25 protein-coding genes are annotated in these 22,877 nt (G+C 36.2%); 8 read left to right on the forward strand and 17 right to left on the reverse strand.

Annotated features, from left to right (window positions below; genetic code table 11):
• Window positions 1-90: 90 nt before the first annotated feature.
• From NH288_RS08105 to NH288_RS08115, 3 genes are read right to left on the reverse strand one after another with little or no spacing between them, the layout of a single operon-like run.
• Complete coding sequence (locus NH288_RS08105) at window positions 91-966, reverse strand: helix-turn-helix domain-containing protein (protein WP_265214504.1); 876 nt, start codon at window positions 964-966, stop codon at window positions 91-93.
• 30 nt (window positions 967-996) lie between these two features.
• Window positions 997-1,893: a CPBP family intramembrane glutamic endopeptidase gene (locus NH288_RS08110; RefSeq protein WP_265214506.1), complete on the reverse strand. Its 897-nt coding sequence runs from the start codon at window positions 1,891-1,893 to the stop codon at window positions 997-999.
• Window positions 1,880-2,530, reverse strand: coding sequence for a hypothetical protein (locus NH288_RS08115; protein ID WP_265214508.1), 651 nt, complete (start codon window positions 2,528-2,530; stop codon window positions 1,880-1,882). The genes NH288_RS08110 and NH288_RS08115 overlap by 14 nt, the downstream gene beginning before the upstream one ends.
• A 57-nt stretch (window positions 2,531-2,587) precedes the next feature.
• On the opposite strand from NH288_RS08115, the gene NH288_RS08120 reads away from it, so the two are divergent.
• The gene (locus tag NH288_RS08120; protein WP_265214510.1) at window positions 2,588-3,445 is read left to right on the forward strand and encodes a hypothetical protein; all 858 of its coding nucleotides are present in this window, start codon (window positions 2,588-2,590) and stop codon (window positions 3,443-3,445) included.
• Window positions 3,446-3,472: 27 nt separating this feature from the next.
• Here NH288_RS08120 and NH288_RS08125 read toward each other — a convergent pair whose 3' ends face one another.
• From NH288_RS08125 to NH288_RS08155, 7 genes are all read right to left on the reverse strand, one after another.
• Window positions 3,473-4,753, reverse strand: coding sequence for a C39 family peptidase (locus NH288_RS08125; RefSeq protein WP_265214512.1), 1,281 nt, complete (start codon window positions 4,751-4,753; stop codon window positions 3,473-3,475).
• Between the two features lie 149 nt (window positions 4,754-4,902).
• Window positions 4,903-5,577, reverse strand: a complete 675-nt coding sequence (locus tag NH288_RS08130) for a TlpA family protein disulfide reductase (protein WP_265214514.1) — start codon at window positions 5,575-5,577, stop codon at window positions 4,903-4,905.
• On the reverse strand, window positions 5,567-6,436 hold the full coding sequence (locus tag NH288_RS08135) for a 4Fe-4S binding protein (RefSeq protein WP_265214516.1): 870 nt from the start codon (window positions 6,434-6,436) through the stop codon (window positions 5,567-5,569). Before NH288_RS08135 ends, NH288_RS08130 begins: the two co-directional genes overlap by 11 nt.
• The gene (locus tag NH288_RS08140; protein ID WP_199792195.1) at window positions 6,429-6,566 is read right to left on the reverse strand and encodes a CD1871A family CXXC motif-containing protein; all 138 of its coding nucleotides are present in this window, start codon (window positions 6,564-6,566) and stop codon (window positions 6,429-6,431) included. Before NH288_RS08140 ends, NH288_RS08135 begins: the two co-directional genes overlap by 8 nt.
• A 41-nt stretch (window positions 6,567-6,607) precedes the next feature.
• Window positions 6,608-7,720, reverse strand: a complete 1,113-nt coding sequence (locus tag NH288_RS08145) for a sensor histidine kinase (protein WP_265214518.1) — start codon at window positions 7,718-7,720, stop codon at window positions 6,608-6,610.
• A complete protein-coding gene (locus NH288_RS08150) occupies window positions 7,701-8,381 on the reverse strand; it encodes a response regulator transcription factor (protein ID WP_106461314.1) in 681 nt (226 codons plus the stop codon). Before NH288_RS08150 ends, NH288_RS08145 begins: the two co-directional genes overlap by 20 nt.
• Window positions 8,382-8,525: 144 nt before the next feature.
• A complete protein-coding gene (locus tag NH288_RS08155) occupies window positions 8,526-9,047 on the reverse strand; it encodes a radical SAM protein (RefSeq protein ID WP_265214521.1) in 522 nt (173 codons plus the stop codon).
• A gap of 320 nt (window positions 9,048-9,367) precedes the next feature.
• Between NH288_RS08155 and NH288_RS08160 the strand changes: the two genes are divergently transcribed.
• The 4 genes from NH288_RS08160 to NH288_RS08175 all read left to right on the forward strand — a co-directional run bounded on the left by NH288_RS08160 (window position 9,368) and on the right by NH288_RS08175 (window position 12,174).
• Window positions 9,368-9,970 carry a PepSY domain-containing protein gene (locus NH288_RS08160; protein ID WP_265214523.1) on the forward strand — a complete coding sequence of 201 codons (603 nt, stop codon included), beginning with the start codon at window positions 9,368-9,370 and terminating at the stop codon, window positions 9,968-9,970.
• 154 nt (window positions 9,971-10,124) lie between these two features.
• Window positions 10,125-10,739, forward strand: a complete 615-nt coding sequence (locus NH288_RS08165; RefSeq protein WP_265214525.1) for a PepSY domain-containing protein — start codon at window positions 10,125-10,127, stop codon at window positions 10,737-10,739.
• Between the two features lie 126 nt (window positions 10,740-10,865).
• Complete coding sequence (locus NH288_RS08170) at window positions 10,866-11,435, forward strand: PepSY domain-containing protein (protein ID WP_265214526.1); 570 nt, start codon at window positions 10,866-10,868, stop codon at window positions 11,433-11,435.
• Between the two features lie 142 nt (window positions 11,436-11,577).
• On the forward strand, window positions 11,578-12,174 hold the full coding sequence (locus NH288_RS08175; protein WP_265214528.1) for a PepSY domain-containing protein: 597 nt from the start codon (window positions 11,578-11,580) through the stop codon (window positions 12,172-12,174).
• Window positions 12,175-12,323: 149 nt separating this feature from the next.
• Here the strand turns inward: NH288_RS08175 and NH288_RS08180 are convergent, their stop codons facing one another.
• From NH288_RS08180 to NH288_RS08200, 5 genes are all read right to left on the reverse strand, one after another.
• A complete protein-coding gene (locus NH288_RS08180) occupies window positions 12,324-12,551 on the reverse strand; it encodes a hypothetical protein (protein ID WP_265214529.1) in 228 nt (75 codons plus the stop codon).
• 96 nt (window positions 12,552-12,647) lie between these two features.
• Window positions 12,648-12,737: a lipoprotein gene (locus NH288_RS08185; RefSeq protein ID WP_199792193.1), complete on the reverse strand. Its 90-nt coding sequence runs from the start codon at window positions 12,735-12,737 to the stop codon at window positions 12,648-12,650.
• A gap of 85 nt (window positions 12,738-12,822) precedes the next feature.
• Complete coding sequence (gene ilvD / locus NH288_RS08190; protein ID WP_106461303.1) at window positions 12,823-14,574, reverse strand: dihydroxy-acid dehydratase; 1,752 nt, start codon at window positions 14,572-14,574, stop codon at window positions 12,823-12,825.
• Between the two features lie 201 nt (window positions 14,575-14,775).
• A complete protein-coding gene (locus tag NH288_RS08195; RefSeq protein ID WP_106461302.1) occupies window positions 14,776-16,029 on the reverse strand; it encodes an FprA family A-type flavoprotein in 1,254 nt (417 codons plus the stop codon).
• A gap of 12 nt (window positions 16,030-16,041) precedes the next feature.
• A complete protein-coding gene (locus NH288_RS08200; protein ID WP_106461301.1) occupies window positions 16,042-17,967 on the reverse strand; it encodes an acyl-CoA dehydrogenase family protein in 1,926 nt (641 codons plus the stop codon).
• A gap of 329 nt (window positions 17,968-18,296) precedes the next feature.
• Here NH288_RS08200 and NH288_RS08205 point away from each other — a divergent pair, with 329 nt between their 5' ends.
• Window positions 18,297-19,010 (forward strand): hypothetical protein, encoded by a 714-nt coding sequence (locus NH288_RS08205; RefSeq protein ID WP_265214537.1) that lies wholly within the window; start codon window positions 18,297-18,299, stop codon window positions 19,008-19,010.
• A gap of 239 nt (window positions 19,011-19,249) precedes the next feature.
• Window positions 19,250-19,426 carry a hypothetical protein gene (locus NH288_RS08210; protein ID WP_265214539.1) on the forward strand — a complete coding sequence of 59 codons (177 nt, stop codon included), beginning with the start codon at window positions 19,250-19,252 and terminating at the stop codon, window positions 19,424-19,426.
• 165 nt (window positions 19,427-19,591) lie between these two features.
• On the opposite strand, the gene NH288_RS08215 is transcribed toward NH288_RS08210, so the two are convergent.
• The gene (locus NH288_RS08215) at window positions 19,592-20,068 is read right to left on the reverse strand and encodes a GNAT family N-acetyltransferase (protein WP_265214541.1); all 477 of its coding nucleotides are present in this window, start codon (window positions 20,066-20,068) and stop codon (window positions 19,592-19,594) included.
• A 153-nt stretch (window positions 20,069-20,221) separates the two neighbouring features.
• Between NH288_RS08215 and NH288_RS08220 the strand changes: the two genes are divergently transcribed.
• Window positions 20,222-21,388 (forward strand): peptidoglycan-binding protein, encoded by a 1,167-nt coding sequence (locus NH288_RS08220; RefSeq protein ID WP_265214542.1) that lies wholly within the window; start codon window positions 20,222-20,224, stop codon window positions 21,386-21,388.
• Between the two features lie 84 nt (window positions 21,389-21,472).
• On the opposite strand, the gene NH288_RS08225 is transcribed toward NH288_RS08220, so the two are convergent.
• The gene (locus tag NH288_RS08225) at window positions 21,473-22,834 is read right to left on the reverse strand and encodes an MATE family efflux transporter (RefSeq protein ID WP_265214544.1); all 1,362 of its coding nucleotides are present in this window, start codon (window positions 22,832-22,834) and stop codon (window positions 21,473-21,475) included.
• Between the last annotated feature and the right edge of the window lie 43 nt (window positions 22,835-22,877).

Genomic DNA, 22,877 nt, shown 5'->3' on the forward strand with positions numbered 1-22,877 from the left:
AATTAAATGTTTTAAATTACTTCAAATTTTTATTTTGAAAAAATTTATTAAATTTAGGATTTATTGATTTAGTTATATAAATTTATATAATTAATCTCCAAAAACAATTTTGGATTTCTTGTCAATAATTTTTGATAACATACAATTATCTAAATGTGATGAAAACATATTTGCACAATTAAGTGAATTAATATATCTGTCATCTCCTATTTCATAAAAACACAAAAATTTTAAGTAATATAAAAGAGCATATGAATTAATAATATGATTATCTATAGCATACTGTATCGATTTATCCGCCAATTCTAAGGCTTCCTTAGATGTCCCATTTACATACATTCTATTTATAAGAATATTATATGCCATTATAACTATAATAGGTTTGTCTCTTTTTGTAATTAAATTATTCAGAATATCTTCTCTTTCTATTTCCTTATAAGATTTATTTTTATTACAAATATTAAGCAGCAATCTAGCTTCTAAAAAACTCAAATCCTTAGTCAGCAAATTATTTTTGTTAAGCCTAGTAGATGTAAGGTCTTCAAATTCTTCCTGTAGGCTAATCAGGATGGGTGTTTTTAAGTTTTTTATAAAAAGCCTCATTAGAGCTAGTTCATAGTCTTTTCCCTTGAAATTTGGGTCAGCTTCTAATATATTTAACTTTTTTTCTAAAAGAAGGATTTCTTCCTTAGGTTTAAAACCGCATAGAATGTCAAAGCTTGATAGAAGGTCCTTATATAAGTAATGGGATTCATAGATATCTTTTATGTATAAATCAACTAGATCAACTTCTAGGCTTGCTGATAATTTTAGGAGGGTGTCGATGGTCGGCTCTTTTATTAGGCCATTTTCTAGCCTTAATACGGACCTGCGGTTTACTCCTGAAAGATGCGCCAAGTCTTCCTGGCTAAGTTTTTTATTTTCTCTAATTTTTCTTAAATTATTTGCAAATTTATATATAGACATAGTGTCCGTCCTTACGAAAAGAAATCCTGCCTACTTTGGGCAAGATTTCTTTCTTATATTACTTATTAAAATTATCAGTACAATGGCTAAGATAAGACTTGTTACAATTGAGCCTTCTAGGCCAAAGTCTGCTCCTGAGATTAGGTCCCTTCCCTTAAGGGTGGTTTTAAGTATGTTTGCTCCGCTTTGGCTAAAGCCTGAGACAGCTACACCGTAGATATTGGCCATGGTCATGTTCCAGAAGGAGTGGGCCCCAGCTGAAATATATATTGAGTCTTCTTTATAAAATAATAGGGAAAATATCATTCCAATTAAAAATATATTTATAAAGGCCATAAGGCTAAAGCCCAAGTTTCCCAAGTGGAGGATGGAAAATATTAGGGAGTTTGCGACCATTGCAAGGATGATTTTGCCCCTTCCTGCCATTTGGTTCATTAGGATTGCCCTCATTAGAAATTCTTCTTCAAAACCTTGGATCATCCAGGCTGGTATGAAGATTAAAAAGAGCTTTATATTAAGGTCTGTCTTGTTTGTTACTATTTCTGCAAAGCCTAATGATTTTAAGATTAGGGCTATGAGGCTTAAAAGTGAAAATCCCAGCAGGATGCCCTTGGCATAGGAGATAAATTTCTTATCATCTACGAGGCCTAGGGAAATTTTATCTCTTTTTAAGACTTTCCTTGCAAATATATAGGCTAAAAATAGGGTGAGTGCGGTTGAATAAATTATTAGCAAGAAGGACATGTTATTTGTGTCCATGTAGGTGAAAAAATCATCTATGACCTTGATATTTTTCCCAATACCTCCTATAAGACCTAGGAGGTATTGGGGAATTATGATAAGGATTGACAATATTAGGGTGATTAGGACCGGATTTAGGTCACGGGCTTCTTCTTTTGTTCTCTTAATTGATCTATTTGCTTTCATTGACTAAATCCAAGGCTCCGCCTATTATCCCATTTATAAATTCTCTTGATTCGTAGATATCATAGCCAAAGAGTTTTTTCTTTAGAAATATCTTGGCATCGGTGTTTTTAAGCTTGGCATCTGATGCTGAGAGCTTTCTCATATATTCTTCGTGCTGGTTGGCTTCTTCTATGTTTTTGACCTTGTCAAATTCCTCTACATAGTTCACATTTGATATCCTTAGACTTATTTCCTTGCCCCCGTCTATGTCTAATTTGTTTAAAACTTTTATATCAAGATTTTTGAAATTATTTTTTATAAAGTCTTCTTGTTTGACCTCATCTTCTGAATAAGATTTTTTGAGCACGTCAAAAATCAGATCGATCCTATCCATGTTTTCTTTCATGAAGAGTTCATCGTCGCCTTTGATTGCTGATTCAATTCTTGCCACAGTCCTATCTACATTGTGGCTTATGGACCTTGATATAAAAAACACACTTGCTATTAAGAGGATAAATATTAGGATATAAGGGCCAAAGGTCCTTCTTCTTCTTTTCTTCTCCCTAGCTTTTCTGCGCCTGGTCCTGTCTACTCTTTCCCTAGAAGGGGAAGGTCTTTCACGTCTGTCTCTTCTTTGTCTTGTTGTATCTCTTGCCATAATTCCTTCCTTTTATTTATTATACCATTTACGATGAATTTATGATATGATAATAGTATGAAGTATTTTAAAAATAATTTTGCAAGCATTTTATGTATTTTAAGCCTTTTGAGCTTGATTTTTAAGGCTTTTCTTGCAAAATACCTAATAATTGATGAAAATTTAATAGAAAGGTCTCTCACATCCCTAATTATCGCCTACCTGGCCTTTAAGATTTCCTTTATTGATACAAAAAAGGTCTTTATTATGTTTGTCCCTCTCATTTTTTATAGCTTGGTCATGGCTTTTGTTGTTAATGGGAGTAATCTTGCGAAAGTTCCTTACGATATAGTTGAAATTATCACAAATATTTACAGGTTAATCCTTATGGTGGGTGGTTTTTTTATCCTAGAGCTTATTATAAATCAAATTTTTGGAAGCTCTATTACCCCATTTCTTGCAGGGCTTTGTCTTTTGATTTTTTTCGCCATAATTTTTGTAGGAAGGCTTGACAGCCTTAGTCCTTTTAAGGATTATTTCCTATATTTTAGCTTTTATCTTATGGCTATTAAGGTTAGATCTGCATCAAATATCAGACCAGTACTCCTAGTCCTAGCCCTAGGACTTGTAGCTGGCGAAGTCTACCTGAAAGAAAGGTTGGTCAAAGTCGACTATGGCTTTATGCTTACAATTTTCCCTCTGACCTATCTGGCCCTTAAAACCATTAGCAAGGAAGAGGCTATGGGCTTTAGTGATTACCTTATCTTTGGATTAATTTATATATATCCAGCCCTCTTTGTGATAATTAAGACAAGGATTCCTATAGAGGATATTGGAATTCTAATAATTTCAATCCTTGTCTCCTACATTATTGCTGAAGCTATTTACAAGATAAAAAATAAATACCTTTCCTATTTACTTTTAGGAATTGATTGACATTGCAAGCTTTATAGGCTTGCTTTTTTATTTTATCTCCCAGGCTACTGTCACTTCTCCCCTTAGTCTCTGCCATGGGATATTATCAAGGGTATTTCTTCTCATATTATAAGGGTCATTTATGAGGAAGTGGTCCTTTTGGTAGGAATCTACAACCATGTAATGGCCTGTATTTATAAAGGATCCTGCCCCTACCCTTACAACTATAGGATTATTTTTAAGAGCCTGAACGAAGGCGTCTTTTTGGACTGGTATGTCGTAGGATTTAAGGCCGTAGGCTTCGACTCCTTCTATGAAATATTGCCAATCAGTCCCATCCCAAGATGAGTAATCACGGGCTACTGCCATGGTGTTGGTTGGGTAGATATCGTTTGTATTAAGCTTTCTATTTAGGACCATGGCCATGGCTGTTGGCCCACAACCAAAACCTCCCATGGTACCTGTTGCGTAGGCTCTTTTTGCCCAACGCCCATCTTTCTGGTAAAAATAAGGGGTCTTTCTCATAAGATTTTGAGAAAAGCCTGGCTTAAATTCACCATTAGTCCCCCTACTTAGGTTTGCATGAGCCACATCATATTGATAGATAGCCTCGCCCTTATCATTTATTTTATAAAGCTTATGATTAAAGACCTTTTGAGTATTTCTAAGTAGCCTTAGACTTCTTTCGTGGAAGGCATATTTTTTACCCGAAATTTCTACCAAGCCCTCAGCAGGCTTGCCATCTTCAAAAAAATACCTATCCCCAACCCAGCCCCTGGCATAAGACCCATCAGTCTTAGTCGCTTCGCCAAATTTATTGAAATAATAATTTTGCCCATTAAAGACCCTATTTTGCTTTCTAAAAATCGCCCCATTTTCATCAAAACCATAGGTGATATTTCCAATAGTTTTTAGGCCCTTGGCATAGCCTGTTTGAGGGTCGTAATAACCGAGCTTACCATTAAAATAATCCCAACCGATGTAATGGGCCTTACCATTTTTATCAACATGGATATTTTCGCTGGCGATTGTCATATTTTTGACCATTTGGCCGGTCTTCTTGTCAAAATACCTGCGAACCTCTCCTGTATCTGTCAAACCCTTGGCAAGGGTCCCGTCAGGGTTTTTATAATAAATATCTTCTCTTGTAGGTTCTTCTTCCTTTAGAGTAGGCGCCTGTTCTTTTTCATCACTTGTGCCTGCCTGACATTCCTCAAGAAAAGCATCTAAATCAGAATCATCATAATAAATAATATCAGCAGCAAAGGCTGTGTTAGCATTCATAATTCCTGCTAATATTAAGCTTAGCAATAAAACCTTCTTTTTCATTTTTTCTCCATTTGTAATTAAAATTTTCACTTATAAAAATAAACCTAATAATTTCATTTTACATAAGTTTATTATATCAAATAAGGCAATCTTTGGGCAAAAAAATCCCGGCTCTTGCCGGGAAAAAAGTTATTAAGGGGTTTGAGTTTTTACTTATTGCTTGCTTCTTTTGCAGCTTCGATGTTTTTCATCAATTTTTCTTGTTGATCCTTGTTTGCAATCGCTCCTACTACATCATCTCCTATGACATTGCCGTTTTTATCTACTACTATTGTTGTTGGGTAGGCAAAAATGTTGTCGATGAATTTTTTGATGTCGCCTTCTTGTTTTACGCCTAGGGCTTGGTAGGTTGGCTTATTTTCTTCGATTATTCTCTTGTAGGCTGCCTTTGTTGAGTCATCGTATTCGCTGTCTGTGCAGAGGGTTACGAAGTTTACTTTTTCATCCTTTTTGAATTCATCTGCTAGCTTATTTAGCTCTGGCATTTCTTGTATACAAGCAGAACAACCTGTAAACCATAGGTTGATGACTGTTGCATCATATTTTCCTAAATCTTCATTGGTAAATTTCTTGCCTTCTTGGTCTGTCGCTTCAAACTTGCCTAGGTTTGTTGGTCTTTGGCTTTGGTCTACATCTTCGATTTTTGTAGTTGTATCTTTTGTTATTTGAGCTCCTTCTGGCATTTGTCCTTCTGGAACTGCCATTTCTTGGGCTTGTTCAGCTCCCTTATCTTTAGCTTCTTCCTTTGGTGCGCTGTTTCCACATCCTGCAAGTACTAGAACTAGGGCTAAGGCTCCTAGGCCTTTTTTGATATTATTTTTCATCTTTTTCCTCTTTCTTTTTGATATTTAAAAATTCGCTTGTGATTGCCTTTGTTGGACAAGCCTTTAGGCAATCGCCACATCTTATACATTCTAAGTGACTGGTTGACTGTCTTATATCCACATCCATCTTACAAACTCTAGCACACTTGCCGCAATTTATGCACTTATCCTTGCTTAGTTCCAATTGATAGAAGGAAAACTTGTTGAACAAGGAATAAAAGGCTCCAAGTGGGCATATCCACTTACAAAATGGTCTAAAATATATGATTGATAAGATTATTGTAATTATTAATATTACAAATTTCATCCTAAATAGCGGTCCTAGGGCCATCCTTAGGTTGGCATTTTTGCTTGCTAGAGGAAGGGCTGCTTCCATTATGCCTTGGGGGCAAATATATTTGCAGAAATAAGGGGGAACCACTTCGTATTTTCCCTTCAAGGCAAAGCCTACAAATATTAATAGGCTAGTTAGGATTATGTATTTAATTGATCTTAGGACCTTTAGTTTTTTGGTGGAAAACTTCTTTGTTGGTATCTTATAAAATAGGTCTTGGAAAAATCCAAAAGGACACAAGAACCCACATATAAGCCTACCGACCATTACACCAAAAAACATCATAAGGCCCATCACATAAAAGGAGACCCTGTACTTGGCTGAGCCAATTACAGCTTGTAGACTTCCTATAGGACAAGATCCTGCAGCACCTGGGCAGGAATAACAGTTAAGGCCTGGCAGGCAAATTTTCTTGCCAGGACCCTGGTAAATCTTTCCCTTTAGGAAGTTGGGTAAGTGGAAGTTGTGAGCTAGGGTTGATAGGGCTTGGATAATCATTCTCTTTGTATTTTTTACTCTATCCAATTCCTATACACTCCAAACATAAGTTAATTGCCTTCATAAAGACTGTATCGGCCTCTTTTCTATAAAGCCCATAGCCAATGAAGGCAAGGCTTAGGGCTAAGATGGCCAGTGATTTTTTATATTTTTTCATTTCTCACCTTCCTTAATCATGATAACATAGGCCTTGTTAAGTTATGATAAAGACTTAGGAATTTTTATAATAAATATTGACCCGCAAGGCTCGTTTTCCTTGATATCAATATCCGCCCTTAGCATGTCAGCTATAGTTTTTGAAAGGGAAAGGCCAATCCCATAGCCCTCGCTTCCCCTAGAATTATCCACCTGGTAGAAAAGATCAAAAATCCTAGCCTTATCAGAATCGCTTATGCCAATGCCTGTGTCCTTAACCAAAATCCTTATCTCATCGCCTGATTCTTCCCCGATGACCTTAACAGAACCACCCTCCTTATTATATTTGATAGCATTATCAATAATATTATAAAGGAGCCTCTGCATGAGGGAGTCATCGCTTATTATATCTAAGTCTAAATTCTCATAGGCAAGACTTACCTTTTTATCACTTGCCTTATCTTCTAAATCAAGGATAATCTCATCGACCAAGCTCTCTAGAGAAAACTTGCTTAGCTTAAGCTGGGACTTTTTCCTCAAGGATAAGATCGCATCGACTAGGCCATTTAGCTTGTCTACATTGTGTTCAAGGACCCTTACCATCTTCATAGAGTCTTCTGTGTGGATTTTTTGCTTGTAGACATCAAGCTGGCTTTTCATAACAGCAATTGGAGTCCTAAGCTCATGAGCTACATTTGAAGAAAAATCCTTCTGCCTTTTGTAATCTGCGTAAATTTTCCTAAGCATCTTGTCAAAACTTTGGGAAAGCTCGACAATCTCTGTCGATGTAGAATCAACTAGGGCCAGATTTTCAAAGCTTTCTGGCTTATCTATATCCACATTACTTATCTTTTCCTGGAGATTTTTAAGGGGTGCCAAGATTTTCCTGATAATTAGGGCGAAAACAAAGGACCCAACTATGATCACACCGGTGATTATGAAGAAAAGATAGATTTTAAAATCGCTGGTAAATTGGAGTTTGGACGAATCCACAAAGAGGACCACCGAATGGTCCCTAAAGGGCAAATTGGTCTGAAATTCCTCCATCACAGCATCTATAACCATGGACTGTTTGCGATTTACAAGATACATGACTACAAGGAGCATAACTATAAAAATTATAACGACAGATGCTATGAGTTTAAAAATTATCGAATCATAAAACTTCTGTTTCATGGATACGATAGCCCCTGCCTATCACATTTTCAATCAGATTCTTCCCGCAAACCTTCTTGATTTTCTTCCTTAAAGATGACATATGAACCCTAACCGAGTTTGAAAATTCATCCACATTAGAGTCCCACACATGCTCGATAAGCTCTTCAGTTGGGACAAAACGCTCAGAATTTAAGAACAAATATTCCAAAATCCCTGTTTCCTTGCTGGTAAGGCTAATAGGGTTGCCCTGATAGGAAGCCTCTCTCTTAGCCGTATCAAATACAAGTCCTGCTATGGCAATCTCACTTTCAGTGTGAACTTGCTTGCGCCTAAGCTGGCTTCTCATCCTGGCATCAAGCTCCTTAAGGGCAAAAGGCTTGGTCATATAATCACTTGCCCCAAGGTCAAGTCCTGCCACCCTATCTTCTATATCAGAACGGGCTGTAAGCATGATGATTGCAACTTCCTTATCAAAAGACCTGATAGATTTTAAAACCTCAAAACCATCCTTAACAGGCAAATTCACATCAAGGATGATGATATCATAATTTTCTACATAAGCCATATCAATGGCAGTATCTCCATCGCTTGCCTTATCAGTCGCATAGCCCAAAAGATTGAGCCCTTCGGCAACAGAATCAAGCAAGTCGAGTTCATCTTCAACAATAAGAACCTTCATAAAACCTCCTAACTTTCTAGTATAATTATATCAAATCCTTGTTAAATTTAGATAAAGTTTAGCAAATAAAAATAGCTTGCTAGATGTAAAATCAAGTCAAAAGACCTATTTACTTGCTAACAAGTCATTTAAAATAAATTTTAATCAACCCACTCCAAAATCAGTGATTTCAAATAAGATATCAATCTTTGGATCATCTTCAAGATACCTATACTTTTCGACAAACCAGCTAACCAGGTCTTCATCCCTCTTTATAGGTGTGGAATTATTCATAAAAATATTGACAGTAGCATGGGAAAATTCCCTAATTATCTCCATATCCCTATCAATCATCTCCTTAGTCTGGCCCTTAATTCCAACCATCACACAAGGAGAATCAAAATATTTCTTAACCTGTCTATAATCTGTAAAGGTCGCACCCTTTCTAAGGACCTTCTCCCTAAAATCATTGTCAAAAGTCTCAACGCCAGTCTTAAAGGTAATAGGAATTTTAAAATAATTCCTTATCTCATCTAGCCTTTTCCTATAAATCCAATGGGCCTCAAAAAATAAGTGCTTAATATTTTTCTCTTCTACAATCCTCTTTATCTCAGCAAGAGTCGAATCAGTCAGGTCAAAAACCGAAGCCGAATCGATGACTTCTAGGACCCCATATTCTCCGGTCACATTTTTTAAAACCTCAAAATTGACCTCATCAATCGCTTTTTCATCGACTTCATTGTCATCTATATAATCACAAAAGCTACACTTGCCCCACTTGCAAGGCCTAGCCTTTAAAAGGACAATCTCCCTTTTAGTCTTATCCGTAATCTTCGAATACCTATTAATAAAACCACCTCCCTAAAAAATCTATCAAATCTTACCTAGAATTCTACCCTAAAAATAAATATATACATGGTCCTCATACAGAAAAAAAGAAAAAATGCTTAAAATCTGCAATTCTTGGGTATATAACAAAGTAGGACGATGAAAATTAAGGAGATAAAATGAAAAATAAAAAATTAATAATGATGCTAGCAGCAGGCCTAGTCCTTAGCGCTTGTGGCAATCAAGCAGCAAAGCCAGCTAATGATGGAGCAAAAGAAGTAAAACAAGAAGAAAGCCAAGTAGCAGAAAATAATGATGCAGTAAAGGAAGTAGCAAATGATGCAAACACAGCTGCAAAAAATCCAATCCCAGCCACAGAAAAAACACTAGAAGAAGCAATCGACGCTTTTTATGCCCACTATAAAGATGAGGCAATCGAGCTAACAAGTGCAGAACTTGACGAAGAAAATGGCAAATATTGCTATGGCGTAAAGGGTTTTAAAGATGGTCAAGAATACGAAGCCGTTTTAGATGCCAATACTCTTGAAATCATCAGCGAAAAAACAGAAGCAGAAGATGACACAAAGGTAATGGCTATAGATAGAAAAGCTATAATAACAGGCAAAGAAGCCATGGAAAAGGCCCTAGAAGGTCAAGCTGAAAATGTTTATATTGAAGGCTATGAGCTAGAAGTAGAAAATGGCAAAGCAGTCTATGACATAGACCTAGAAAACGCAGAAGATGTAAGAATCGACGCAGCTACTGGCGAAATAATTAAATAATTTTAAAATAGGCCTTCGGGTCTATTTTTTTATTATCATACTTACAAATCTTAAAACTTTTGTAAGAAATTTTAAACTTTTCTAATCTCTGGTAAATATATTTAAGAAAACAGGAATTCCTTTTTGAGCTAATATTATATAAGAGGAGTAAAATATGAAAATCAAAAATTTAAGCCTAATTCTTTTAGCAAGCCTTATTTTAGGAGCCTGTGGTAATAAAGAAGTAAAATCTGCAGAAAAACCTAAACAAGAAACAAGCCAGGTTGAAGATACAAATACTGGTGTAAAAGAAGTTTCTGAAGATGAGAAAAAAACTGATGACACAGATAAAGAAAAAGCTCCTGAAGTGGCCATGAATATGGAAGACGCAGTCAAAATTTTCCACGAACACAATTTCGGAGATGCATCAGCTGATTCTTTTAATCTCGATAAACTTAAGGTTGAAATCTTAGATAAGGATATAATCTATAGCATTGAAGGTTTTAAAGATGGCAAAGAATACCAGCTTAAGATAAACAACAATGGCAAAATTTTAGAAGAAAAAATCGAAGATGACGACGATAAGAAAAAACTTGCCATAGATTTTACTAATATAATTTCTGGTGTAGATGCCATGGAAAAGGCCCTCGAAGGCCAAGCTGAAGATGTTAAAGTCAAAGAATATGAACTAAAAATTGAAGACGGCAAGGTAGTCTACGACATAGAGCTAGATAATGGCAAGGACGTAAAAATTGACGCCACAACAGGCGACATAATAAAAAGAGACTAAATTCTAAAATTAATAGGCCCAAATGGGTCTATTTTTTCGCTAAAATCAAAGCAAACCAATAAAAATTGATAAGGCAAAGCTATTTAGTATAATCTCAATAACAAAAAGATTCTTATGGAGATATAGATGAATAAAAAAGTGTTAATAGGTTTATTAGCCTTTGTTTTCTTGCTAACGGGATGTAATAATACAAATAAGGAAAATAGTGAAACAGGTATAAGGCAAGTTGAAAATAAAAATACGAAAATTTCCAAAATAAAAAAGAAACCTGTCCCAGATTTTGCAAAAAGCTTAGATGACGGCCTAAAAATATTCCACAACCACAACTTTGGTGAGGCAGACATGGATTCAATAAATATAGATAAAATAAAAATGGAATTTACCAATGAGCTTTTCATCCTAAATATTGAGGGATTTAAAAGCGGAAAGATATATAAGCTAAAAATCGATGACAATGCCCAAATCCTAGAAGAAAAAATCGAAAAAGACACTACCAATAAAAAACTCGCCCTAGACTTCAAAAATATTATTTCTGGCGTTGATGCAATGGAAAAGGCCCTAGAGAAGCAAAGTAAAGGCGCTTGGGTAAAGGGATACGAGTTAAAAATCGAAGATAAAAAGGCAGTTTACTACATAAATATAGCAGAAGGCAAGGATGTAAAAATCAACGGGTCAACGGGAGAGATAATAAAATAGACTAAAAAATCCTGCTACAATTTAATTGATTTATCAAGTCTAAAAAGCTTTTGATATAGAATAGACATTAAACTCTATAATTTGTAAAACATAGGCCTTTTAGTATAATACTAATGTTCAAAGCTTTTATAAGGGGGAAAATATGAATAAAAAAATACTAGCTCTACTTCTAGCAACAAGTTTTGTTTTTGCTGGATGCAATGGTGAAAAAGCTAATACCAAAGAAGAAACTAAAGTTGAAGAAAAAGCAGATACTCCTGCTAACGATAATAAAGAACAAGCTACTGATCAAGCAGATGACAATAAAGAAAAAACTACAGCTGAAATGGTCATGCCAGATAACAAGGTAAGCCTAAAGGCTGCAAGCTACAAATTTGAAAGCCACGTGGGTGGTGCTCCTTACAATCTTACAGAGGTAAGCTACGAAGTTGAAGATGGAGAAGCTTACTACACCTTTGAAGGCGAGAAAAATGGGGATGAATATAAGCTAAAAGTAAATGCCAACTCAGCAGAAACAACAGAAGCTGAAATGGAAAAGGAAGCCGATAAGGAAAACCCAGTAGACCTAGGCAAGGCCATCCCACCAGAAGAAGCCATGCACATAGCCCTAGAATCAAACGGCGGCGGAGAAATAAAAGAATGGAAACTCTATAACGACGGCGAAGGCGAAAAATACAAATTTGAATTAAAAGATGGCAAGGAAATCATTGTTAATGCTATCAATAAGAAGATAATGTAAGGAAAAACCAGGATTTGAGATATTTCTAATCCTGGTTTTTAATATTCATTATTATTTATCTAAAAATTTTACTAACTTAAAATACTTATTGTATAATTTTCTATACCCTGGCAAACAAATTAAAATTCACAAGATATATTAACATTTTTCTACTCAAAACTATTTTCATAAATATCAAAAAATCTCGATACAAATTTGGCTTGGTCCTTTTCTTCTTGAGTCCCTGTTTCTACTTGCCCGCCGTAGATTTTGTAGGACTCATAGGATGTTTCGCTTAAATCTTCTAGGTCAAATTCTTTTTGGATTAGATTTATTCCACCCTTGTATTTTTCTGTGAGGGCCTGGTAGGCTTTGTGGGGGTCTTTGAATACTGCCATGCCTTCTTTATCTGCCCCTATTTCAAATCTCTGATCTATTTTTAAATATTTATCTATATCTACATTGCCCTTTATATTGCCTGTTCCTACTATATATTACTGGGTGGCCGGATTTTTGACTTTGCCTTGGGATGAGCAGGAAGCAAGTATTAAAATTAGGACTAGGATTTTGAATATTTTTTTCATAATATCCTCCTCATTTTTGTTAATTAAATAGTAACATTAAATCAGAAGAAATTTAATTACAAGTTTTGTAAGTATTTGAAAACTCCTAATCATCAAATTCCAAATAAGCACCCTTCATTGGACTTACTGAATGTTCCATCAAAATTTTGATGGCTCCCCTCTTGTATTTTGGGTCCTTTTTTTTATATTTTTTTCTTCTACTCTCCAAGATCTTTTCGACTTCTTCCTCACTACATTTTCCCCTATTTATTCCTATTATATTTAGCCTTCTTTCAGGGATATTTATTTCGATTATATCTCCCTCTTCTACTAGGCTAATAGGGCCTCCTTTGGCTGCTTCTGGGCTTACATGGCCTATGACTGGTCCAGTTGATGCTCCAGAAAACCTACCATCTGTTATTAGGGCTATTGATGCTCCAAGGTCCTTGTCTGATGAGATCGCTTCTGATGTATAAAACATCTCTGGCATGCCACTTCCAACTGGGCCTTCGTGCCTGATAAATACTGCTTCACCCTTGTTGATTTCTTTATTTAATACTGCTTTTAGGCATTCTTCTTCGCTATCAAAAGGCCTTGCGATAAGTTCTGCCACAAACATCTCTTTAGGACAGGCTGTATGCTTTATGACTGCTCCTTCTGGGGCTAGGTTGCCCTTTAGGACTGCGACTGACCCACCCACACTTATTGGTTTGTAATAAGGAAATATTATATCTTCTTTTTTGATATTTAGCTTAAATTTCTCATTGAATTTATCAAGAAGGCCCTGACACTTTTCAAAATATCCATATCTTTCTAAATCTTTTAGGTTTTCTCTGATTGTTTTACCTGTTATGGTCATCTCATCTAGATTTAGTAGGTCATAGCATTCTTTCATAACAGCTGGAAGGCCTCCTGCGTAATAAAATAATTCTGCAGGCCATCTGCCAGCTGGCCTTATATTTAGTAGGAAGTTTACCTTTCTATGGATTCTATCAAAGTCATCCCCATCTATTTCTATGCCTAGTTCGTGGGCTATGGCTGGAAGGTGCATCATGGCATTGGTTGATCCTGATATGGCTGCGTGGATTAGGATGGCATTTTCAAAGCTTTTCTTTGTTAAAATATTAGATGGCCTCATAGACTCATCGCCTGCTATTTCAAAGGCTCTAGCTCCTGCCATCTGAGCGTATTTTTTAATATCATCTCCTATGGCAGGTAAGACTGCACTTCCTGGTAGGGCAAGACCTAGGGCTTCTGCCATTATTTGCATGGTTGTGGCTGTGCCTATAAAAGAGCAGGCCCCACAAGATGGACAGGCCTTGTGCTTGGCCCAGTTTAATTTTTCTTCTGTAATTTCTCCTCTTTCATATTGGGCAGAATACATGCCAAGTTGCTCTAGGGTTAGCATTTCTGGCCCTGCTGCCATGACTCCACCAGGAAGAAATACAGCTGGCAAGTCTACCCTTAACATGCCCATCAAGGATCCGGGCGCTCCCTTATCACAAGATGCTACAAAAATTGCAGAGTCAAATTGTAGGGCACTTGCTTGAATTTCAATCATATTTGCAATCATCTCCCTACTGACTAAGGAATAATTTATCCCGTCTGTTCCCTGGCTTTGGCCATCGCACATGTCTGTGTAATAATATCTTGACCCAAATCCACCTTTATCGTAAATTTCTTTCCTAGCTATTTCAACCAAACTATCCAAATGTGCTGATCCTGGATGGGAGTCTCCAAAGGTTGAGCCTATGTAGATTTGAGCCTTAGATAGATCTTCAACTTCCCAGCCCATTCCTATTCTTAAAGGGTCAAGCTCAGGCGCTATTTTTCTAGATTCTTGTGATTTTAAGTTCATTTTTTCTCCTATTTATAATTTTAAAATGATTTTACATTGACTTATCACTATCAATTTTAAATTGTAATTGACATCTTCTACTTTTTACCATTATAAGGAGAAGATTGATTTTTTCAAGCCTGCTTTCAATTCCCTATAAGTAGGCTTGAAAAAAAATTCCACACAAAAAGGCGAGGATTTCCCCGCCTTTTAGATTTTTACTTATTTTTTGCCCTTCTTTTGAGAAGCTGCTTTTGCTTTTTCTTCTCTTCTCTTCTTCATTGAGTCGAAGATTCCATCTACTATGGCATCCATGTCTGGTTCTTTTGCTTTCTTTAGTGATGATACTATGTCTAAGCTTTCTGGTAGAACGTCCATTAGTCTTAGTTCTTCGTCTATGAATTTTTCCATTTTTTCTGCTGCTTGTGGAGCCCATGTTCCGTTACCTATGATTGAGATTGCTCTGTTTTGTAGGTTTAGAGCTTTCATGTCTTCTAGGTAGTTGAGCATTACTGGATAGATTCCTAGGTTGTAGGTTACAGATGCTAGGACTATGTTTGAGTATTTGAAGCTTTCTGCTATTAGGGTTGATACATGAGTGCTTGATACGTCTCTTAAGGAGATGTTGGTCATGCCTTTTTCACATAGCTTGCTTGCTAGGGCTTGGGCTGCAAATTCTGTGTTACCATACATTGATGCATATACGATTAGGACACCTTCTTCTTCTGGTTCGTAGGTTGCCCAGTGTACGTATTTGTCGATGATGTAGCCGAAGTTATCTCTCCATACTAGGCCGTGTAGTGGGCAGATGTATTTGAGGTCTAGACCACCTGCTTTTGCTAGGGCCTTTTGTACGAATGTACCGTATTTACCTACGATGTTTGTGTAGTATCTACGTCCTTCGTCTAGGTAGTCTCTATCCCAGTTTACTTCGTCTGCGAATAGTCTACCGTTGTTTGCGATAAATGATCCAAAGGCATCTGCTGAGAATAGGACTTTGTCATATGAATCATATGACATTAATACTTCTGGCCAGTGTACCATTGGTGCTTCTACGAAGGTGAATTCGTGTTTACCAAAGCTTACTGTGTCGCCTTCTTTTACTTCGATGTATCTATCGTCTACGTGATAACCAAATTGTCTCATGAACATAACTCCTTTTTCAGAAGAAATTATCTTTAGGTTTGGATATCTTTGTAGCATCAATTCTATTGATGAGCAGTGGTCTGGTTCCATGTGGTGAACAATCAAGTAGTCTAGGTCCCTGCCATCTAATACTCTTGCTACGTTTACCATGTATTCTCTTGTTATTGCCCAGTCTACTGCATCGATTAAAACTGTTTTTTCATCCATTAATAGGTAGGAGTTATAAGATACGCCTTCAGGTATTGGAAATATATTTTCAAATAAGGCAAGTCTTCTATCATCGCCACCTACATAATATAAATCATCTGTTACTTTTCTAACTGTATACATTATTTCCTCCTACTACTTTCTATCTTCTGGGAATTCCATTCTGATGAATTCTTCTTTTGCTTCGCCAGATACTGGGCTTACCCAGCTGTCAGGTAGTTTGTCAAATGGTGTTCCTGGTTCTATTCCTTGGCTTGGATCGCCTACTTCTGGGTCATATTCATATCCTGAACCTAGGTCTAGATAAACGTCTTCTTTTGGAGCCATTTTTCTTGGTTTACTTCTTTTGATTTTTGGTTGTGGTGGTGCTGGTTTCTTTTCTTGGCCATTATCAAGTTCTTTGATTAATAGTGGAAGAATTTCCATTGCATCGCCTACTATACCGTAGTCACAGTTATTGAAGATTGGAGCGTTTTTGCTGTTGTTGATTGCTACTATTGTTGATGCATCTTTCATGCCTTTTAAGTGTTGGCCTGCTCCTGATACACCTACACCGATGTATAGGTTGCCTCTAAAGCTTTGTCCAGACATACCGATGTATCTATCTAGTGGTACGTATTTTAATGTTTCTGCTACTGGTCTAGATGATGAAATAGCTGCTCCTGCTTGGTAAGCTAGGTCTTCTATTAGCTTCATGTTTTTCTTTTCACCTATACCACGGCCTGCTACTACTACTCTTTGTGCTTCGCCAATTGGTGTCATTGGGTCGATGCCTATTGTAAAGTCGTAGCCGTCTTTTTTGAGGGCTGCTACTAGGTTTTTAACTGCTTCTTTTGGGTCTCCTTCAAAGATTTCACCTTTACGAACACCTGCGATTGGACCTGATTTAGCAGCTGAGCCTGCTCTTTTCATCTTTGGAGCACGACCTACTGTACTAGCACCAACTACTACTCTCATGATTTCATTGGTTCCTTCGTAGATTTGTGTTATCTTAGCATCTCTGAAGAATCTTTCTACATCTACACCCTTGATATAACCTGAACCACCATATAGTTGGATAGCTTCTGTTGTTATCTTCATTGCAAGGTCTGATGCTACTTGTTTAGCCATTGCTGCTTCTGCAGAATATCTTTCGTGATTTTCTTTAAGTTCTGCTGCAGAATAGATCATTAGTCTTGCTGCACGTAGATATGTTGCCATATCAGCAAGTTTGAATGTATTTCTTTGTAGGTGAGCTATTGGCATACCAAATTGTTCACGTTCTTTTGCATAAGTAAGAGCGGATTCATATGCTCCTTGGCCGATACCTAGGGCTTGAGAAGCTATACCGATTCTACCACCGTCTAAGGTAGCCATAGCTATCTTAAATCCTTGGCCTTCTTTACCAAGTAAGTTTTCTTTTGGAACTTTTACATTGTCAAAATGAAGTTCTGCTGTTGAAGATGATCTGATACCTAATTTGTCATAGTGGTCTGAGAAGGTGAATCCTTCAAATTCTTTTTCTACTATGAAAGCAGAGATACCATGTGTACCAATACCTGGTGTAGTAACTGCAAATACTACATATATGTCAGCTTTTGGTGCATTTGTGATAAAGATTTTCTTACCGTTTAGGATATAGTAATCTCCATCAAGAACTGCTGTAGTTTCTGTACCACCAGCATCTGAACCAGCGTTTTCTTCTGTAAGACCAAAAGCACCGATTTTTTCACCTTTTGCAAGTGGAACTAAGTATTTTTGTTTTTGTTCTTCTGTACCAAAACCAAAGATTGGCCAGCTACCTAAAGAAGTATGTGCTGAGCAAATAACGCCCACACCACCGTCTACTCTAGATAATTCTTCAACTGTTATAGCGTAAGAGGTAACATCAAGTCCTGCTCCACCATATTCTTTTGGATATGGTATACCCATAAGGCCCATTTCACCCATTTCCTTAACTATATCATCAGGAAATTGGTTATTTTGATCGAGGTCGAAGGCTATTGGTTTTACCTTTTCTTCTGCGAAAGCTCTAACTTTTTTTCTAAGCTCTTCGTGTTGTTCTGTTGTTTTAAAAAGCATATAATCCTCCTTACATTATTATCCTTATGAGTAAATTATAATATTAAGAAAACGTTTTGTCAAGAATATTTTTTCTGTCAAATATCTTATAAATTTGTTTGAGTAGAAAGCAAGTTTTATCAAGATAACTAAAAGAACAATGTCATCTTTCAAACTTAGCTAAAAAATCATGATAATTTTTATCAAAATTAATTATCTTAGTATTTTAATATAAACATCTTCCTAATTCTACTACTCATCTACTATATAAATACCCAATTTTATCAAAACTTACAGGGATTTTAAGTTTTTAAAATCTTATTTAGGGTATAATAAGGGTGAGGTGGAATATGAAAAATAAACTTTTAAAACCAGTAATAATTTCAATGATGGCACTAGCCCTAGTAGCTTGTGATGATACTAAACCACAAACAAGTGAAATTACAGAACCTGAAGCTGTTGCAAGCGAAGATAAAGGCGAAGATATAAATACCCCAAATAAGGCAAGCGAGAACAAGCCTGCAAGAGATGACCAAGATGCAAAGGCTACAGCAGAAAATACAGATAAAGATGATGAAAATATCAAAAAAGAAACTATAGAAGTTAAAAAAGCTGATATGAAAAAAGAAGACAAAAAGATAGATAAAAAGGAAAAAGCACCATCCAAAGATAAAGAATCTAAAGAAGATGAAAATACTCTTAAAGACGATGGTAAATATGTGACAAGTCTTATAGCTAGCCTTAAGGGTGAGGGTAAAGACTATATCACTTCTACTGCTTATGAAGCTAAAATTGAAGATGACAAACTTATCGTATCAGGATCATTTGATTATCTCAAAGACCCAGCTGATTATGAGAATGTCAAAGAAATCGAAAATAAAGAAGACAATTCTTTCCTAATCGATGATGATACAGTATTTGAGGCTGTAGGCGGTATGGCACCAGCTAAGGAAATGACAAGGGATGAATTTGTAAAATATTTTGAGGAAGTTAAAGAAACAGGCCTTGCCCTAATTATATTTGTAGAAGATGGGCTGGCAAAATCAGTTTCAATTTCATCATAAAATCAAAAAATTATGACCAGTAGGTAACTACTGGTTTTTCTTTGCTTGAATTTAAAAATTTAAATTAAAAAAATCGGCTTACTGTAGGGGTTTACCTGTAGGAGTTTGATAAAAAAGTAAAATTTTTAAGATTTGGATACTACATTATCTTGATAAAGTTATAGTTTTCTGGTATAATCTTTGCAAGAGCAAGATATCATGATAAATCGATAGAGATAGAAAAATAGAAAGGACTAATTATGTTCGACATTCAAGAAAACGCTACTAAAAACTATAAGCTTATGGGTCTCCAGCTAGGATCTATGCTTGGTCTATTTGCAAGTCTATCCCTTAAAGATGGCATAGTAGCAGCCTTTATAATATGTTTAGGGCTTGGTTATGGCCTAGGTGCTATCTACGAATCTAATAAAAGATAAGTTTAAAATTAATGATAAATCCTTAAAAGATTTTCACACAAAGAAAGCTAAAATAGAAAACAAAAAATTTGAATATATCCAAATTTTTAGATTACTCTCCATATACCATAATTTTTTCTTAACTTAAAGGTAACTATCCTAGAAAGTGTTTCCCGCTTCTGTTTTCTATATAGCTTTCTTTTTTTGCCCAAATCTTATAAATAAAAGCCCTTTAGCAATTTTTTCTTTTTCAATAAAGCCCAATTTTTTATGTAGGCCAATAGACTTAATATTATCCTCAGCCACTTCAGACCTTAAATATAAGTCTTCAGGGACTCTGCTTATTACTAGGCTTAAAAGTCTTGAACCATAACCCTTTTTTCTAGAGTCTTCTCTTGTTTCAATAGCTTCTATTAAATATCCCCCATCTTCCCTATGAAGTCTAAGGGCTGCTAAGTAATTGTTTTCATCCCTTAAGGTAGCTAGGTAATTTTCTTTATTTGCAAAAAAATCTTTAACTAAATATTGCTTGTAAGCATTTTCTAAATCATCAAGGCTAGGATAAGAAAGCTTATTAAGATTTTCATAATTAGATTCTCTATAGACTTCCATTAGCTTGTCTAAATCGACTTTTTCGACCTTATTTGTAAAAATTAATCCCATATTTATTCTCCATTTATAATTCCACCTATAATTATATTATTTTTGGAAAAATAGAAAAGCTTGAATTTTCATATTGGTTAGGTATAGTCAAACGGTAAACATTTGCAAGTAAAACGCAAACCACTTGCATGAATGAATGTTATAGGAGGAAAAATGACAAACAAAATTAAGTTAGCAAGCCTAGCTCTTGCTCTTTCACTAGTCTTTGTTGGATGTGGCAACCAAGCAGCAAAAGATGCTGGTGAAAAGGCAAAAAATGTAGCAGAAGAAGCTAAGGATGCTGCAAGCGATGCAAAAGATAAGGCAGAAGATGCTGCTGAAGATGCAAAGGATGCCGCTGAAGATGCCAAAGATGCAGCAGAAGATAAAGTAGAGGATTTAAAGGCAAACTTTGAGGGCAAACTTGTCCTAAGACGTAGCCTAGAATCTCCTCACGGAGAAGGCTCCTTTGCTAGAGTTGCTGTTGTAACTGATGGCGAAAAAATCGTAGATGCAAGCATCGATGAATTCCAATATTTTGACGAAGGATCAGATTTCGTAGCCCTTCCAAACCAAGATTCTGATACAGAATTCAAAAAAGGTGCAAAAGAAGGTAAAATCCTTGGTTCAAAACTTATGAACAACGAAGCTTATTCTAAGCTTATGACAGAAAAGGCTAAATCTACAGTATCAATCGCTGATAACTTCAAGGCTATCCAAGATTTCGCTAAAGGCAAAACCATAGATGAGCTTAAAGAAGTAGTTGATGGTGCTGAAGATGGAAAAGCAATCGATGCCGTAACAGGAGCTACACTTGTTGATACAAAGGGCTACCTAGAAGCAATCATCGAAACAGCAGAAGAAGATGACAATGCAGTTGCCTTTGAAGGTGATCCAGCAAAAATCAAAGTTCAACAATTCTTTGGTACAGCTGGTGCAAAAAATGCTGTAACAGATACATTCGTAGTAGTAGAAGATGGAAAAATCGTTGCTGCAAGCATCGATGAACTTCAATATATAGGCGAAGACGGAGTACCAAACTCAGATAAGAAATTCGGCGAAAACTATGCAGATCCTGCTAAGAAACTTTCAAGCAAGCTTGAAAATAACGAAGAATATTCAAAGATGATGAAGGATATGGCCAAGGCTACTAAAAACCTTGACGAAAACTACAAGGCAATCGAAGAATTCGTAGTAGGCAAAACTCCAGAAGAAATCAAAGAAGTAATAGATTCAAACGAAAATGGCAAACCAGTAGATGCAGTAACAGGTGCAACCCTCAATAACACAGTAGGCTACCTAGAAGAAATCTACAAAGCAGCTACAAAAGAAGACAAGTAAATATTCTAAAAATAAGCTAGCAAGCAAATCATAAAGATTCCTTGCTAGTTTTTTTATAAAAAAATAGCCCCTAGGAGCTAAATTTTATAATACATCAATTTTATTTCTAATATCTCTCTTTAGGAAGTAAACACAGAAGGTGGAATTTATAAATTCACTTATTACAAAGGCCCACCAAGCTATATCTAGTCTGCCTGTTTTTGTAAATAGGTAAAATATAGGAAGGAGTATTATTACCTGTCTTAAGAAAGACTGGAAAATCGGAAACTTCCAATTGCCAAGGGCCTGAAAGACCCCGCCTACCCCCACCACTGATGGGATAGAAATGATAAGGGATAGGGAAACTATCCTAACCATTGGTACACCAATCTCTCTCATGACATCAGTAGCAGCAAAGAGGTCGAAAATCTGATTGGTAAAGACCCACATAAGTATTATTGATAGGCCAACAATCGCAAAAGATGCTGTCATAGAAAGCCTGATTGCTTTTTTTATCCTCTCATTATTTCTTGCTCCATAGTTAAAAGAAACTATGGCAAGAAGGGCATTTGATATACCAAACATTGGCATAAAGGCAAAGGACTGGAGCTTAAACATAATACCATAAGCAGCTACTGCAGATGACCCAAATCCATAAAGCATGGCATTCATGAAAAATAGGACAAAAGCACCGATACCACTCATTATTATTGATGGAAGGCCTATTGTAAATATTTGACTTAGGATATCTCCATGGAAGCGGAACTTGTGAAATTCAAAGTTAACTTCCTTATTTTTATGGGTGTGGAAATAAACACCAACAAGGGCTCCACCCATTTGGCCAATGATTGTCGCAAGGGCAGCTCCCCTTACACCCAAGGCTGGAAAACCAAGTAGGCCAAAAATCATGATTGGGTCAAGGATTATATTTATGATGGCACCTGTACCCTGAGTAATCATGGTGTAGACTGTGTTTCCTGTTGATTGAAGGGTCTTTTCAAAAAATATCTGAAAAAATACCCCGCCACAAAATATCAAAACAGTAGATAAGTATTCCTCTGTATATCTAATTATCTCCGGATCTTTGGACTGGCTACTTGCATAAAAGGATGTAAAAAATATAGCAAATAAAACAAATATTCCTGCCGCAAGTACCGCTAAAATCAAGCCGTGAGTTGCCATTTGGCCTACCCTTTTCTTATCATTCATTCCTAGATACCTTGAAATAAGGGCTGCAGATCCTACTCCTATACCAACTGCCACAGATATCATTATATTCTGGACCGGAAAACACAAGGATACTGCTGTTAGGGCCTTTTCAGATAGCCTTGCCACAAATATTGAGTCGACCAGGTTATAGACTGATTGGACCAAAAACGAAATAATAATCGGCAAAGACATAGAGAAAAGAAGCTTGCCAACAGGCATGGTCCCCATTCTGTTTTCTGTAACTTTTGTTTCGCTCATAAAACCTCCTTTTGTTTTCTTTACAAGATAAAGAGATAGCCGC

It is taken from the genome of Anaerococcus sp. NML200537 (assembly GCF_026131715.1).
Classification (GTDB): domain Bacteria; phylum Bacillota; class Clostridia; order Tissierellales; family Peptoniphilaceae; genus Anaerococcus; species Anaerococcus kampingae.

Bases quoted from the DNA above. Each gene is read 5' to 3' on its own strand.
- NH288_RS08105 (WP_265214504.1), bottom strand. From the start codon at position 966: ATGTCTATATATAAATTTGCAAATAATTTAAGAAAAATTAGAGAAAAT.
- NH288_RS08110 (WP_265214506.1), bottom strand. From the start codon at position 1,893: ATGAAAGCAAATAGATCAATTAAGAGAACAAAAGAAGAAGCCCGTGAC.
- NH288_RS08115 (WP_265214508.1), bottom strand. From the start codon at position 2,530: ATGGCAAGAGATACAACAAGACAAAGAAGAGACAGACGTGAAAGACCT.
- NH288_RS08120 (WP_265214510.1), top strand. From the start codon at position 2,588: ATGAAGTATTTTAAAAATAATTTTGCAAGCATTTTATGTATTTTAAGC.
- NH288_RS08125 (WP_265214512.1), bottom strand. From the start codon at position 4,753: ATGAAAAAGAAGGTTTTATTGCTAAGCTTAATATTAGCAGGAATTATG.
- NH288_RS08130 (WP_265214514.1), bottom strand. From the start codon at position 5,577: ATGAAAAATAATATCAAAAAAGGCCTAGGAGCCTTAGCCCTAGTTCTA.
- NH288_RS08140 (WP_199792195.1), bottom strand. From the start codon at position 6,566: ATGAAAAAATATAAAAAATCACTGGCCATCTTAGCCCTAAGCCTTGCC.
- NH288_RS08145 (WP_265214518.1), bottom strand. From the start codon at position 7,720: ATGAAACAGAAGTTTTATGATTCGATAATTTTTAAACTCATAGCATCT.
- NH288_RS08150 (WP_106461314.1), bottom strand. From the start codon at position 8,381: ATGAAGGTTCTTATTGTTGAAGATGAACTCGACTTGCTTGATTCTGTT.
- NH288_RS08160 (WP_265214523.1), top strand. From the start codon at position 9,368: ATGAAAAATAAAAAATTAATAATGATGCTAGCAGCAGGCCTAGTCCTT.
- NH288_RS08165 (WP_265214525.1), top strand. From the start codon at position 10,125: ATGAAAATCAAAAATTTAAGCCTAATTCTTTTAGCAAGCCTTATTTTA.
- NH288_RS08170 (WP_265214526.1), top strand. From the start codon at position 10,866: ATGAATAAAAAAGTGTTAATAGGTTTATTAGCCTTTGTTTTCTTGCTA.
- NH288_RS08175 (WP_265214528.1), top strand. From the start codon at position 11,578: ATGAATAAAAAAATACTAGCTCTACTTCTAGCAACAAGTTTTGTTTTT.
- NH288_RS08180 (WP_265214529.1), bottom strand. From the start codon at position 12,551: ATGGCAGTATTCAAAGACCCCCACAAAGCCTACCAGGCCCTCACAGAA.
- NH288_RS08185 (WP_199792193.1), bottom strand. From the start codon at position 12,737: ATGAAAAAAATATTCAAAATCCTAGTCCTAATTTTAATACTTGCTTCC.
- ilvD (WP_106461303.1), bottom strand. From the start codon at position 14,574: ATGAACTTAAAATCACAAGAATCTAGAAAAATAGCGCCTGAGCTTGAC.
- NH288_RS08195 (WP_106461302.1), bottom strand. From the start codon at position 16,029: ATGTATACAGTTAGAAAAGTAACAGATGATTTATATTATGTAGGTGGC.
- NH288_RS08200 (WP_106461301.1), bottom strand. From the start codon at position 17,967: ATGCTTTTTAAAACAACAGAACAACACGAAGAGCTTAGAAAAAAAGTT.
- NH288_RS08205 (WP_265214537.1), top strand. From the start codon at position 18,297: ATGAAAAATAAACTTTTAAAACCAGTAATAATTTCAATGATGGCACTA.
- NH288_RS08210 (WP_265214539.1), top strand. From the start codon at position 19,250: ATGTTCGACATTCAAGAAAACGCTACTAAAAACTATAAGCTTATGGGT.
- NH288_RS08215 (WP_265214541.1), bottom strand. From the start codon at position 20,068: ATGGGATTAATTTTTACAAATAAGGTCGAAAAAGTCGATTTAGACAAG.
- NH288_RS08220 (WP_265214542.1), top strand. From the start codon at position 20,222: ATGACAAACAAAATTAAGTTAGCAAGCCTAGCTCTTGCTCTTTCACTA.
- NH288_RS08225 (WP_265214544.1), bottom strand. From the start codon at position 22,834: ATGAGCGAAACAAAAGTTACAGAAAACAGAATGGGGACCATGCCTGTT.